At 32.4% G+C, this 13,623-nt stretch carries 11 protein-coding genes; 8 read left to right on the forward strand and 3 right to left on the reverse strand.

What is annotated here, in order from left to right:
- The first annotated feature begins 345 nt into the window (after positions 1-345).
- The 3 genes from ATO12_RS04315 (at position 346) to ggt (ending at position 3,394) form a co-directional block, all read left to right on the forward strand.
- Positions 346-870, forward strand: coding sequence for a DUF6452 family protein (locus tag ATO12_RS04315; protein WP_034239014.1), 525 nt, complete (start codon positions 346-348; stop codon positions 868-870).
- A complete protein-coding gene (locus ATO12_RS04320; RefSeq protein WP_034239017.1) occupies positions 836-1,546 on the forward strand; it encodes a DUF6048 family protein in 711 nt (236 codons plus the stop codon). The genes ATO12_RS04315 and ATO12_RS04320 overlap by 35 nt, the downstream gene beginning before the upstream one ends.
- A gap of 162 nt (positions 1,547-1,708) precedes the next feature.
- Entirely contained in the window at positions 1,709-3,394 is a 1,686-nt protein-coding gene (gene ggt, locus ATO12_RS04325) for a gamma-glutamyltransferase (RefSeq protein WP_034239019.1), read from the forward strand.
- Between the two features lie 22 nt (positions 3,395-3,416).
- Here ggt and ATO12_RS04330 read toward each other — a convergent pair whose 3' ends face one another.
- Together ATO12_RS04330 and ATO12_RS04335 are read right to left on the reverse strand one after the other, a co-directional pair.
- Positions 3,417-6,689 carry a VPS10 domain-containing protein gene (locus ATO12_RS04330; RefSeq protein ID WP_034239022.1) on the reverse strand — a complete coding sequence of 1,091 codons (3,273 nt, stop codon included), beginning with the start codon at positions 6,687-6,689 and terminating at the stop codon, positions 3,417-3,419.
- A gap of 191 nt (positions 6,690-6,880) precedes the next feature.
- Positions 6,881-7,291 (reverse strand): MerC domain-containing protein, encoded by a 411-nt coding sequence (locus ATO12_RS04335; protein ID WP_034239025.1) that lies wholly within the window; start codon positions 7,289-7,291, stop codon positions 6,881-6,883.
- Between the two features lie 229 nt (positions 7,292-7,520).
- Between ATO12_RS04335 and ATO12_RS04340 the strand changes: the two genes are divergently transcribed.
- Positions 7,521-7,901: a Fur family transcriptional regulator gene (locus ATO12_RS04340; RefSeq protein WP_051575608.1), complete on the forward strand. Its 381-nt coding sequence runs from the start codon at positions 7,521-7,523 to the stop codon at positions 7,899-7,901.
- Between the two features lie 3 nt (positions 7,902-7,904).
- Here ATO12_RS04340 and ATO12_RS04345 read toward each other — a convergent pair whose 3' ends face one another.
- On the reverse strand, positions 7,905-9,044 hold the full coding sequence (locus tag ATO12_RS04345) for a THUMP domain-containing class I SAM-dependent RNA methyltransferase (RefSeq protein WP_034239357.1): 1,140 nt from the start codon (positions 9,042-9,044) through the stop codon (positions 7,905-7,907).
- Between the two features lie 124 nt (positions 9,045-9,168).
- On the opposite strand from ATO12_RS04345, the gene ATO12_RS04350 reads away from it, so the two are divergent.
- The 4 genes from ATO12_RS04350 to ATO12_RS04365 all read left to right on the forward strand — a co-directional run bounded on the left by ATO12_RS04350 (position 9,169) and on the right by ATO12_RS04365 (position 13,541).
- Positions 9,169-9,900 (forward strand): SAM-dependent methyltransferase, encoded by a 732-nt coding sequence (locus ATO12_RS04350; RefSeq protein ID WP_051575609.1) that lies wholly within the window; start codon positions 9,169-9,171, stop codon positions 9,898-9,900.
- Positions 9,900-10,577: a ZIP family metal transporter gene (locus ATO12_RS04355; protein WP_034239031.1), complete on the forward strand. Its 678-nt coding sequence runs from the start codon at positions 9,900-9,902 to the stop codon at positions 10,575-10,577. Before ATO12_RS04350 ends, ATO12_RS04355 begins: the two co-directional genes overlap by 1 nt.
- Entirely contained in the window at positions 10,577-11,005 is a 429-nt protein-coding gene (locus ATO12_RS04360) for a DUF4268 domain-containing protein (RefSeq protein WP_034239034.1), read from the forward strand. The genes ATO12_RS04355 and ATO12_RS04360 overlap by 1 nt, the downstream gene beginning before the upstream one ends.
- 319 nt (positions 11,006-11,324) lie before the next feature.
- Entirely contained in the window at positions 11,325-13,541 is a 2,217-nt protein-coding gene (locus tag ATO12_RS04365; RefSeq protein ID WP_165583329.1) for an ATP-binding protein, read from the forward strand.
- Positions 13,542-13,623: the final 82 nt, after the last annotated feature.

Here is a 13,623-nt window from a genome sequence, read left to right on the forward strand (position 1 = left end):
CAACTTGATGTAGCAATCTTCTACATTTTCTATTGTGGTGGCCGGGAGCTGTCAAAAGTTCCCGGTTTTTCAAACAAAATTAGACCAGTAAAAACTTCACAAAAATCAAAATATGATATAAACAGCAACACATCTACTTTATTCGAGTCCTTTATTTTTAAGAAATAACCAGTACGAATTGGTTTATCTTTTATATTTTTGGTCACGCAAATAGCAATTCGAAACTTATTTTGTTTCAATATGTTTGCATTTATCTAACTGTATTTTTTATCCTTGTTGTATCAAAGGTAATTACGAAAAATCATATGTAGTAATACTTATGGTTGAGATAGAAAAAAATACTATATGAGAGTAAACAAATATTTATTTTTTATATTAATAGTAGGCTTAGTTTTATGTTCAAATTTAAGCTGTGAACGAGATGATATATGTGCAGAAGGTACTCCTACCACGCCTTTTTTAGTTATAAAATTTATTGATTTTGATGCGGGTACCCAGGTAAAAGCTCCTTCAGAATTACAAGTAAAGGCAGTTGGTGTAGAAACCCCTTTTACTTTGGGTACAGTTACAGATTCTATCCTAATTCCTTTAAGAAATGATGCATCGATTACTGACTATGAATTTACTATAAATTCTGACACAGCTAATAATAGTGATACCGATCCCCTTCCTAATAAAGATACTGTAAGTTTTCAATACACTACAGAAGAAGAATATGTAAGTAGTGCTTGTGGATTTAAGATTAATTACAAAGGTCTTACTGTATCTCCACCAGAAGCAGGAGATGATGGGAGTTGGATCAAAAATATAACAATACAAAGAGAGAACGTAACCGATGAGACACCTGCACACGTATTTATTTTTCATTAGCATCTTAATTACCTGTTTTTGCTATGGGCAAGAAGAACAAAAGGTTAGTGCAAAAGATACCCTTCCTCCTGCAGAAAAATATGGTTTTAGAGCAGGAGTTGATCTCGGTCGACTAATCCGAACAGCAGTTGATGATAACTATTCTGGATTCGAAATTGTTGGAGATTACAGGTTTTATAAAAAATTCTATCTCGCTGCAGAAATAGGTAATGAATCCTTAATAAGAGACGAAGAAAATATTAATACAAAAGGATCCGGAAGCTATGCAAGAGTTGGTGTAGATTATAATATATACGATAATTGGTATGGAATGCAAAATAGTATCTATGTAGGGCTAAGGTATGGGTTTTCTACTTTTGAACAAACGCTAAACGATTATTCTATTTTTACAAGTACAAATTATTTTGGACCAAACCAAATAACCGAAAGTATCAAATCTGATGGCTTAAATGCCAGCTGGATAGAATTAGTTCTTGGGATTAAAGTAGAGCTTATTAATAATCTATACCTGGGAGCAAATGTATCTCTTAGAACTCTTGTGAGTGAAAAAAAACCTGATAGATTCGATAATTTATATATCCCTGGATTTGGCCGTACTAATGATTTTAGTAATATCGGTGTAGGATATGGATATTCTATAAGTTATCTGATTCCCTTTTTTAAGAAAAAAAAGTAATATTCACCCTTCCCTTTCTTCTCACTTCTCGATAATTTGCCTGGGTATGTTCTATAATAACCTGATTTCAAAACAGACTTGTGTAATCATTTTGCCAGGTATTTCTATCAATTATTATAACGTATTGCTTATCTTGTTTGGATATTTTATCATCTCATTCACATGAAATTATTCAACACCTTTTGTTTTCTTTTTTTAGTACCTATAAGTATTGTCTTCTCTCAGGATCGAATTACCGGTAAAAGTTTTGCCACACGATCTGAAGTAATTGCTACCCACGCAATGGCCGCCACAAGTCACCCTTTGGCTACACAAACCGTTCTTGACATTTTAAAACAAGGAGGTAACGCAATTGATGCTGCAATCGCTGCTAATGCAATGCTTGGATTAATGGAACCAACAGGAAACGGCATAGGTGGTGACTTATTTGCTATTGTATGGGATGCCAAAACCCAAAAATTATATGGATTAAATGCTAGTGGGCGATCTCCCGAAAAGTTAACTTTAGAATATTTCAAGAAAAACAATCATACCAAAATACCATCTCATGGTGCTCTTCCTGTTTCTGTTCCCGGTTGTGTAGATGGATGGTATGAACTACATGGTAAGTTTGGTAAATTAGGTATGAAAAAGATTTTGCAACCTACTATCAATTATGCTCGTGAAGGTTTTCCTGTAACCGAACTGGTTGCATACTATATGCAATTAAGTGCTAAGTTTTTATCAAAATACCCTGGTTTTAAAACCACGTATATGCCAAAAGGTGATGCTCCTAAAAAAGGAGAGATTTTTAAAAACCCTTTTTTAGCAAATACACTTGAGAAAATTGCGAATGAAGGTAGAGATGCTTTCTATAAAGGAGATATTGCTAAAACTATTGCAAAGTATGTGAAAGAAAATGGTGGATTTCTGAGCTATGATGATCTAAAAAATCATACCTCAGAATGGGTAGAGCCTGTATCTACAAACTATCGAGGATACGATGTATGGGAATTACCTCCAAACGGTCAAGGAATAGCTGCCTTACAAATGCTAAATATTCTTGAAAAATATGATCTCAAATCTATGGGATTTGGTACAACAGAATATCTACACATTTTAACTGAAGCTAAAAAACTAGCTTATGAAGATCGTGCAAAATTTTATGCGGATCCAGATTTTAATACTATTCCTGTAGATCGGCTTATTTCTAAAAATTATGCTGATCAAAGAAGAAAGCTTATTGATAAAAACAAAGCTGCAAAAACATATGACGCCGGAAACCTTAATGATGGAGATACCATATATCTTACCGTTGCAGATGAGGAAGGAAATATGGTATCCTTAATACAAAGTAATTATAGAGGTATGGGGTCGGGAATGACACCAACCGAACTTGGTTTTATTTTACAAGACAGAGGTGAGTTGTTTTCATTGAAAGAAGGTCATTTTAATACCTATGAACCTAAAAAAAGACCATTTCATACCATTATTCCTGCATTTGTTACCAAAGATGGAAAACCTTTTATGAGTTTTGGGCTTATGGGTGGTGGTATGCAACCTCAGGGACATGTACAGATCATCGTTAACATGATTGATTTTGGAATGAACCTGCAAGAAGCTGGTGATGCTCCCAGAATAAATCACATGGGATCATCGCAACCTACAGGAGAAGAAATGACCAATGGCGGGACTCTACATATTGAATCCGGAATTTCATATGAAACAATTAGAGGTTTGCTTTCAAAAGGTCATAAGGTATCCTATGCTTTAGGCCCTTACGGAGGCTACCAAGCTATTATGATAAAAGATGGTGTTTATTACGGAGCTTCTGAATCCCGTAAAGATGGTCAGGCAGCTGGATATTAACCTATACCAAACCCCTAAGTAATTATTCCTCTACAAATGGCGCACCTGCTTCTTGTAATGCCTTTGAAAATGAATTTATTTCACTCTTTAAAGCAGTAAACTTAGAAGTAATATTTTGTAATTGGTCATCAATTATCTTCATCGTTTCCAAATGTGTACTGGTTGGCCCATAAGTAGATCGCTCTACACCTTTATAGATAGAAAACATTCTATTTCCAATAGTAGGTCTTGTCTTCTCTCCTACTTGTTGTTTAGCAGTATTCCCAAAGAACTCTTTATTTAGGTTTGCTATGCGTTGTTCTAAAGCATTTAAACGATTATCCAGATCACCAGGAGCACTGTTTGTTCTCAATAAGGCAGTTCTCATAGCTTTAATACGTTTTCCTGTCTTATTTACTTTCATACTTAGAGCAGAAACTCTACCAATTGTATTTTCATAACTTCTCCAGAATGTTGTCACTTTTTCAAGTGTTGCCCCCTTTAATGCACCATTATACATGCGCTTAACCATAAAAGAAACAGGATCTGAGAGCTGAGTTACTTTTCCGTTTACGACTTTGGATAATGTAGCTGTATACTTTCCTGGAGCAGCCATAAATCCACGAGGAGATCCAAATGAATTTTCTTGTTTCTCTAAAGAAATTGCATTTGTAGTTGGGTAGCGTAAATCCCATGCTACTCTATGAAAACCAGGTGTAACAGGCCCTTCGATCCTTCGAATGGTTTTTCCTGCACTATTTGTTATTGCCAATAGTATACGAGGTTTACTTTCTGTTCGTTCTACCTCTACTCTATCCCAACCAGGAAAAGTAATATCTTTTCCTTTATTCTTTTTTTCTAGCTCTTGTCGGTTTTCTTTACTGGTTTTTAACCCATTCTTTAAGTAGTATGTTAATACAGCTCCAAAATCAGGATTAGGAGCCACATAATGCGAAGCTCCCTGACTTCCTTTTTTATCATCAAAACTTAAGCTAGGTCTTGGGATGTACCACCATGCATCTCTGGTCGGAAATAATGTGGCTTCTTCTTTCAGTTTATCTTCAGAAATATTTCTCAAAAGAGAAAAATCATCAAATATAAAAAAACCTCTTCCGAAAGAAGCTCCCACTAAATCATTCTCTTTACGCTGAATTACCAAATCACGAAACGAAATTGTAGGTACACCTCCTTTCAATTTTACCCAACGATTACCTCCATTTACGGTAAAATAAATTCCAAATTCTGTAGCTGCAAACAAAAGATTAGGCTGTACATGATCTTGCACAACTCTCCATACCAATGTCTTTTCCGGAAGATTCCCTTTTATAGATTTCCATGTTCTTCCATTATCCGTACTCTTTACCAAATAAGGATTAAAATCTCCGTATTTATGATTATCAAGAGCTACATATACTGTGTTTGCATCAAAAAGATCTGCCTTAATATCATTAACAAATGCTGTTGCAGGAACTCCAGGCAGTGTACCTACATCAATTTTTCGCCAATTATTCCCTCCATCTTCTGTTGCCTGAATAATCCCATCATCGGTTCCTGCATAAAGTACACCTTCTTGTTTTGGGGATTCTGCTATCGAAGTGATTGTATTATAATTAGACATTGCCAGGAAATCCCAAGGGGCATCCCATGATTGTTTTTTACCCATAATAGACAATTCTATTCTTTCCTGGTTTTTGGTTAAATCTCCTGATATAGCTTTCCATTGATCTCCTCTATTATCAGACCTCCATACTCGATGAGAAGCAAAATAGATACGAGCAGGATCATGAGCACTCACCAAAATTGGTGCATCCCAATTAAAACGCTCAAAATCTTCTTCTGCTCCAGGTTGGGGTTGGATATCAATTACTTCTCCTGTGCTTAGGTCTATACGACTTAGATTTCCTTCTTGGCGCTCTGCATATATGATATCTGGGTTGCCTGGTTCTGTAGCGGGTTGATGACCATCCCAATTTAATACGATTTTCCAATCAGAATTTTGAATTCCATGTAAGTTATCAGTTCGTGATGGTCCTCCTTGTGTACTATTATCCTGGGTTCCTCCATAAATATTATAAAAGGGCTCAGAATCATCTACAGCTACTTTATAATACTGTGTCACCGGGAGGTTTTCTATAAATCTCCAATTTTTAGTAAGATCAAAAGTCTCATACAACCCTCCATCTGTTCCTACCAAAAGATAATCAGGATCTTTCTTCTTAAAAGCTATAGTATGATTATCACCATGCTTATGCTTTTCATTCATCCTTGTAAATGTTTTTCCTCCATCTACAGAGATTTGCATTGTATTATCTACCAGGTATAGTCTTTCGAAATGATGAGGCGATGCATATAATTCTTGGTAATAATGTGGTCCTGTAGCTCCTGCAACAGCATTAGATTGTTTTTCCCAGGTAGTACCACGATCTGAAGAGCGATATACTCCACCGGTTCTTCGATCTAGTTCGATTGCTGCATATAAAATATCGGGTTGTTGCGGTGAAATAGCTAATCCTATCTTCCCCATCCAGGACTTAGGAAGTCCATTTTTAAGTCTTTCCCATGTTTCTCCTCCGTCTGTACTACGATGTAATCCCGATCCCGGGCCTCCTCCCATATAAGCAGCAACTGTACGATGCCTTTGCCATGTAGCAGCGTAGAGCTGATCTGGGTTTCTTGGGTCCATTACTAAATCGGTAACACCAACCCAGGTATCATCTCCAAGCGTCTTTTTCCATGTTTTTCCTCCATCGATAGATTTATATAATCCTCGATCTCCTCCTTTTTTCCATAGCGGGCCTTGAACAGCCACCCAAATTATATTAGAGTTTTCGGGATGTATAATAATTTTAGAAATATGTTCTGATGTTTTTAATCCCATATTGGTCCATGAAGCTCCTCCATCATCACTGCGATAGATACCATCACCATATCCCATATGACGTCCCCCTACATTCTCTCCAGTACCTACCCAAATTGTATTATGATTAATCGGGTCTATGGTTACACAACCAATAGAATATGATGTTTGATCATCAAATATTGGTTTCCAAGTAGTTCCAGAATTAACAGTTTTCCATACTCCTCCCGAACCCACAGCAACATACCAAATACTTTCGTTTTTAGGATGAATCGCAACATCTGCTATCCTTCCAGACATAAAAGCCGGACCGATATTTCTTAATTTTAATCCAGAGAATACTGAATCTGAAAATGTAGTCAATATTTCTTGTTTTGCTTTAGCTCGTTGTCCATAGATTGAAAAAGTAAATGCAAGCAAAAATAATATGAAAAAGAATTGTGTGAATTTTGTTTTCATGAGAATAAAATTGATGGTTAGCTTCAAAATCAAATAGAAAATTATTGTTATTTCAATAATTAATCTCTTAACAAAAACATAAAAGTGTCTAAATATTATTTCTTGTATTTATATTTCCCTCATTTCAACTATACATTACTAGCTTTCAAAGCTTAAAGAGGAAATAAATAGTCTTAAGCAGAATAACTTCGCTATATTCTATGCCTATACTTAATCTTACAACTTTTATAATCTTTTGTAAATTTCCAATTGTAATAATGAGCGATTATCAAAGAACTTGTTCCTAAGAAATGTAATGCTTTTTCTATTAGATGATTTTCTATTAAAAGCCCAATCCCAAAAAGGATTAATGTTGTGATAACCAAAAAAGTTGGTAATGATTTACCATGGTATTTTTTGTATCCATTATACATTGCAAACATAGCAATCATCATACTAGTTCCTATTAAAAAAAACTCGTAGAATTCATCAGTTAAAAACGCAAGTCCCATCAAAGGAAAAAGAGTTATACACACTGGCAAAAGTATACAATGAAGCATACATAAAAACGATGCAGAAAATCCTATAAAATCCCAATTTACACGTATTGTTTTAAGTATCATAATAATATAAAATTGATCAATTGTTATAGATCATATTCGTATTTTTTAGAATAACAGTCACTTAATTCTTCACTATTAATTACTCTAAACATGAAATATTTTTTTTACATAACTAAAAAAGCTGGTACCATATCAATCAGATTTTTTTTGTAATTTTCAATATTGAATTACACTAAAGCAACTTAGTTGCAATAATACAAAAAATATAGTTTTCAATTATGCTTTAAGGATGAAAAAAACAAGAAATACGCAAAAACAAGATTACGTTATTGATATACTTACAAATGCAAAACATACTATGTCTGTAGAAGCTATTTTGAAAGCAATGCCTATAAAAGTTAACAAAACTACTGTATATAGGATCTTAGAACGGTTTGCCGAAAAAGGGAAAGTGCATTTTGTAACTGGCGAGGATGGTAAAGCTTATTATGCGCTTTGTAATGATTGTAATGTCAAACACGAAATGCATAACCATATTCATTTTCAATGCAAATCTTGTAAAAAAGTAACTTGTTTGCCTTATGAAATAGAGGTCCCAGAACTAAAGGATTTTGAAGTACAAGAGACTCAATTTCTTATGATAGGAATTTGCGATATGTGTATTAGTTAGAGGTTAATTCTTATATTTAGCCTTTTTACTTCCTGCATACATTTCATATTTAACGAGTCGAGCTTCTAACTTTCCGTTAAATACTTTTATCTTTCTTGATGGTCGAAGCCCGACATGTTTTAAGGCTTCAAGATTTGCAGTAATAAACCAAGCATTGGTACCTGGATAATTTTGTTTCAGTGTATCTCCAATTTGCGAATAGAATTCTTCTATATTTACTTCTAATCGTTCATCATAAGGAGGATTAAATACAATATGAAGCGGTCCTTCTACTTCTTTTGCAGATTCAAAGAAATCTCCTTCTTTTATTTTTATAAAATCAGTAAGGTTTGCGTTTTCTACATTCACATTTGCTTTTCTTACTGCCGAATATTCTTTATCTATTCCGATTATGGAATGATGAAAATCTCTCGTTTTGTTTAGACAGGCTTCCTCTATTTTTTCAAATAGATCCAAATCCCAATCTAACCATTTTTCGAAAGCGAACTCTTTACGATTTATATTTGCGGGAATATTACAAGCAATCATAGCTGCTTCGATAGCCATAGTACCACTACCACACATGGGGTCTAAAAAATTACTTTGCCCATCCCAACCAGAAAGTAATAACAAGCCTGCTGCCAAAACTTCATTAATCGGAGCAATATTAGTTGCCGTACGATATCCTCTATGATGTAACGACCCTCCAGAACTATCTAATGATACTGTACATAGATCGCGTTGGATATGAATATCAATCGAAAGATCGGGATATTCTGTATCTACATTTGGTCTCTCACCTGTTTCTTTTCTAAACTGATCTACAATCGCATCTTTTGTCTTTAATGCAATAAACTTAGAATGGCTAAAAATAGTAGAATTAACTGTAGCCGAAATAGCAAAAGTATCTTCTAAACTTAAATACTCTTGCCATCTTATACTTTGAATGAAATTATATATATCTTTTTCGTTTCTTACTTTTTTTGAAGTAATTGGTTTTAAGATTTTTACTGCAGTTCTCAAACATAGGTTTGCCTTATACATAAAACCTGTATCTCCATAAAAACTAACCATACGATTCCCAATTTCTACTTTTTGAGCACCTATTTTTCTAAGTTCATTTGCAAGAACTTCTTCAAAACCATATAGGGTTTTGGCTACCATTTTAAACGAATTACCCACTATTCTCTTTTTCGACACGAAGGTATTTAAATTTTTAAGTGTAAAGGTTTAAAACTTTAAACGACTTCTATAATTAAACCGTAAAAATACACTAATTTTGCGCCCTATGCTAAAAGATTCAACAATGTGGTATGCATCATGGTTTGACACACCATACTATCATATCTTATATAAAGACAGGGATCATACTGAAGCTAAAGACTTTATGGATAACATCACCCAATATCTAAGCTTAGAAACTGGTGAAAAAATTTTGGATTTAGCTTGTGGTAAAGGTCGACATAGTATTTATTTAAATACACTAGGTTATGATGTAACCGGTGTAGATCTCTCTAAAAATAGTATTAAATATGCTTCACAATTTGAGAACGAAACCTTAAAATTTAGAGTGCACGATATGTGTCAGCCGTATTCTGAGAAATTCTCTGCTGTTTTTAATCTTTTTACTAGTTTTGGTTATTTTGACAAGGAAGAAGATAATCTAAATACGATTAAGGCTATTAAATCAAATCTAAATGAAAAGGGATTCGGTGTTATTGATTTTATGAATGTTGATTATATCATTCAGAATCTGGTAGCCCAGGAAACAAAAGAAGTTAATAATATCGTATTTAATATTAAGAGGTACTATCAAGATGGATATATCTTTAAAGAAATTAAATTTAGAGATAATAATGAGGATTTTTTATTTACCGAACGTGTTAAAAGCATTACACTAAGTGATTTTAAAAATTACTTTACAAATGCTAATGTAAATTTATTGGATATTTTTGGCAATTATCAACTTCAGAAATTTGACAAAACTACTTCGCCAAGACTTATATTAATTTTTAAATAGTGTACAACTATATATTATCCATAACAGCTGTATTTATAGGAGCTTTATTAGTTTTTATTTTTAAAACTTCTAATCAAAAGAGTTTAAAACTACTTTTGGCATTTAGTGGTGCTTTTCTTCTTGCGATCACCATTTTTGATTTATTACCCGAAGTATTCGAAGATAACCTATTTGCAAAACGTACCGGTGTTTGGATTATGATCGGTATTCTTCTCCAAAAAGTATTAGAATACTTCTCTAAAGGAGCAGAACATGGACATATTCATCTTCACGAAGAAACTCGCCGGATTCCAAAATTACTATTCATTAGTTTAGGCCTACATGCCATTCTCGAAGGGTTTCCAATACACCATACAGAAGGGATTTTATTAGGTATAATTATACATAAAATCCCTATTGCTATGATTTTGACTACATTTTTATTAAATACTCAAATCAAAAAAAGTGTCATCATCATATCATTAACTCTCTTTGCTCTAATGACTCCTCTGGGTACTTTTATTTCTGAAAATTTTACTATGATTCAGAATTATTATAAAGAAATTACTGCATTGGTTATTGGTATATTTCTACACGTGTCTACTACAATTCTGTTTGAGAGTAATGAAGGACACAAATTTAACATTACAAAACTTATGGTTATTCTTATAGCTACGGTTACAGCATATATTATATAATGTTTAGTAAATCAGAATCAAAACAAATACGTCAGGAATTCTGGACCAGTTTTGGTAAAGAATACCCTCGTAAGTGGTTACTGTATAATACCAAAATTAAAGATGTAACTCTTAAGTTTACATTTACTACAAAAAAGGCCCAAGTATCTATTGATATCGAACCCTATGATAAGATAATCAAAGCATACTATTATGAGAAACTTATTAGTTTAAAAAAGATTCTTACCAGTGAATTTATAGAAGATATTATTTATGATGAGTTCTACGAACTTGATAGTGGTAAAGTTATATCTCGTATCTATGTAGAAATAGATAATGTAAGTATTCATAATAGAAACACCTGGCCAGAAACCATGATCTTTTTATCAAAACACATGGATAAACTTGAAGAGTTTTTCTTAGAGTATAAAGAATATATTAGTGATTAAGTTTAGTTACTAATAACATACGATAATCATCTATCGGTTACATACTCCTCCCAAAAAATAGTATTCTCCTCTTAAAGATTAAAATTGATTGGTTTAAGGACAATCTTATTTCATGTAAAAATTGATATAACTACTGTTTACCCGCAATAGTAGTTACTCTAAAAATGAAATTAGATAATCGTTTAAAAAAGTAAGTTTAAGACTACAATTAAAACAATAAATGTCACAAAAAACCCATATTTAACCATGATTTTATGCATTTAAACTGATTGTTTGATATTTTTTATTATATTTAGGTACCCCAAAATCTATGCTGAACATGAAGATTGTCAAAATTAAGAAGCATTACATATGTTTATTATGTATAAGTTTTCTTTATTCTGTTGTATACACTCAACAATATGAAGAAATGTCTTTTACAGAATTAGAAAACGCAATTATCCATACCGAAGACCATTTAAATTCAACAATAAGAAGAGCCAATGGTATAATGATTATTGAAACGATAATTGATATTTCCGAAAAATTTAATCCTAAACAAGAATATTATTTAAAAGGATACTCCTATAATTTGCTAGGAAAAATTCACTTTTCGACTAAAGATTATAAAGAAGCACTTAGAAATTATAAAATTGCAGAATTGTTTGTAAAAGAACTTGAAGGATTTCAGGAACTATCTATAGATATAAATAACAACATTGCTCTAGTTTACATAAATGGGTTTAACAAACCCAAAAAAGCTCTTAAGAGGATAAAACATATTTATGAAAAATCTGATGATTTAAACGAAAATTCGCAACATATTTTAGCGTTAAACCTGGCAAATATTTATATAAAAACAAAGAATTATAATAAAGCATATCATCTATTAGAAAAATGCAAAAAATATTTTATTAATCAACAACAACAGCCTTCAAAATTAGCTACCACCTATACTAGCTATGGCGAATATTATTATCGTAAGAAAAAATATAGTACCGCCATAAAATATTATGAGTTAGCTGCTACCATTGCAGAGAAAAACCAATTGTTTAGGCAAGCAATGACCATTTACAAAAAATATGAAGACTTATTGGTTAAAATCGGAAAAGAAGATAAGGCATATTTAATTCTAAAAAAATACACGAAGCATCATCAAACTGCACTCGAAATAGAAAAATTAGAAGCCGAACAATATAAAAAACAGTTAATTGTAAGTGAAGAAAAAAACACTATAGAAACTCAAAAAGCACAACAATCAAAGACCATATCTATTTTTACAGTCTCTTTACTGCTATTATGTTTAATACTCTTTTGCTTCTTTATTTATAATCATAGAAAAACAAAAATCCTCGGAAAATCCCTTGCTTTACGAAATAAGCAACTTAAAATTTCTAAAGAAAAATCTGATCATCTGGCTGCCGTAAAAACAAAATTTATATCCACTGTTAGTCATGAGCTCAGAACTCCGTTATATGGAGTGGTAGGATTATCATCAATCTTAATGGAACGAATTAAAGATGAAGAAAATCATAAGTTTATAAAACTAATGAAGTTTTCAGCAGATCATTTACTTAACCTTATTAATGACGTACTTCAAGTTTCTAAAATGGAATCTTATGAAATACGTCTTGACAAATCTACTTATGATATTAAAAATCTAGCCGATGATATTAAAAACTCTTTCGAATATCAAGCAGATAAAAACGGAAATACTTTGCATCTTAATTTTGATCCCAATATTCCCAATTTACTTATTGGAGATTCTGTGAGGTTATCTCAGATCTTTATTAATCTTATTAGTAATGCTAATAAATTTACCAAAAACGGAAATATTTGGTTAAATTTTGTAAACCCAGTTATTACTGATAATACAGTTGAAATAACATTTGAAATAAAAGATGACGGAAGAGGAATTCCTTTAGACAAGCAAGAAATAATTTTTGATAAATTTTCTCAGGCCAATTCTAAAGATCATACTACAGGTACTGGTCTCGGATTACATATAGTTAAGAACTTGGTTGATCTGCATGGTGGAGATATTAAAATAAAGAGTGCTCCAGGGGAAGGTTCTACATTTTATTTTACTATCTCTTTTGAAATTGATACTATGAGTGAAGTAAGCAATACAACAAATAACACCAAAAATTGTATTTCATTACTAAACACCAAAGAGTATAACATTCTAATTGTCGAGGATAATAAAATAAATCAAATAGTAACTCAAAACATTCTCAAAACTAAAGGGTACTATTCTGAAATTGCTGATGATGGGCTGATAGCTATCGAAATGGTAAAGCAAAAAAAGTATGATCTTATATTAATGGATTTAAACATGCCAAATATGGGTGGGATGGAATCTACTAAAATAATTAGAGAATTGAATTCTGATGTGCCCATTATAGCATTGACCGCTTCTGATACCCAAGATACCATAAAAGCAATACTCAATTCAGATTCTGGTTTCAGTGATTTTATGAGGAAACCATACAAAAGTGAGGAGTTTTTCAGAAAAATTGAAATGAATATTACCAGTACAATCTCAAAAGCTTCATAATATTATTTTTACATTTTGAATTTACCGTAATAAAACTCAAAGTATAACTTGGTATAAATTATTAAAGTATACTGAATTAAAA

This window comes from Aquimarina atlantica (genome assembly GCF_000626715.1).
Lineage (GTDB): Bacteria > Bacteroidota > Bacteroidia > Flavobacteriales > Flavobacteriaceae > Aquimarina > Aquimarina atlantica.

Excerpts from the sequence above, each read along its gene's own strand:
- ATO12_RS04315 (WP_034239014.1), top strand. The coding sequence starts at position 346 with ATGAGAGTAAACAAATATTTATTTTTTATATTAATAGTAGGCTTAGTT.
- ATO12_RS04320 (WP_034239017.1), top strand. The coding sequence starts at position 836 with ATGAGACACCTGCACACGTATTTATTTTTCATTAGCATCTTAATTACC.
- ggt (WP_034239019.1), top strand. The coding sequence starts at position 1,709 with ATGAAATTATTCAACACCTTTTGTTTTCTTTTTTTAGTACCTATAAGT.
- ATO12_RS04330 (WP_034239022.1), bottom strand. The coding sequence starts at position 6,689 with ATGAAAACAAAATTCACACAATTCTTTTTCATATTATTTTTGCTTGCA.
- ATO12_RS04335 (WP_034239025.1), bottom strand. The coding sequence starts at position 7,291 with ATGATACTTAAAACAATACGTGTAAATTGGGATTTTATAGGATTTTCT.
- ATO12_RS04340 (WP_051575608.1), top strand. The coding sequence starts at position 7,521 with ATGAAAAAAACAAGAAATACGCAAAAACAAGATTACGTTATTGATATA.
- ATO12_RS04345 (WP_034239357.1), bottom strand. The coding sequence starts at position 9,044 with ATGGTAGCCAAAACCCTATATGGTTTTGAAGAAGTTCTTGCAAATGAA.
- ATO12_RS04350 (WP_051575609.1), top strand. The coding sequence starts at position 9,169 with ATGCTAAAAGATTCAACAATGTGGTATGCATCATGGTTTGACACACCA.
- ATO12_RS04360 (WP_034239034.1), top strand. The coding sequence starts at position 10,577 with ATGTTTAGTAAATCAGAATCAAAACAAATACGTCAGGAATTCTGGACC.
- ATO12_RS04365 (WP_165583329.1), top strand. The coding sequence starts at position 11,325 with ATGAAGATTGTCAAAATTAAGAAGCATTACATATGTTTATTATGTATA.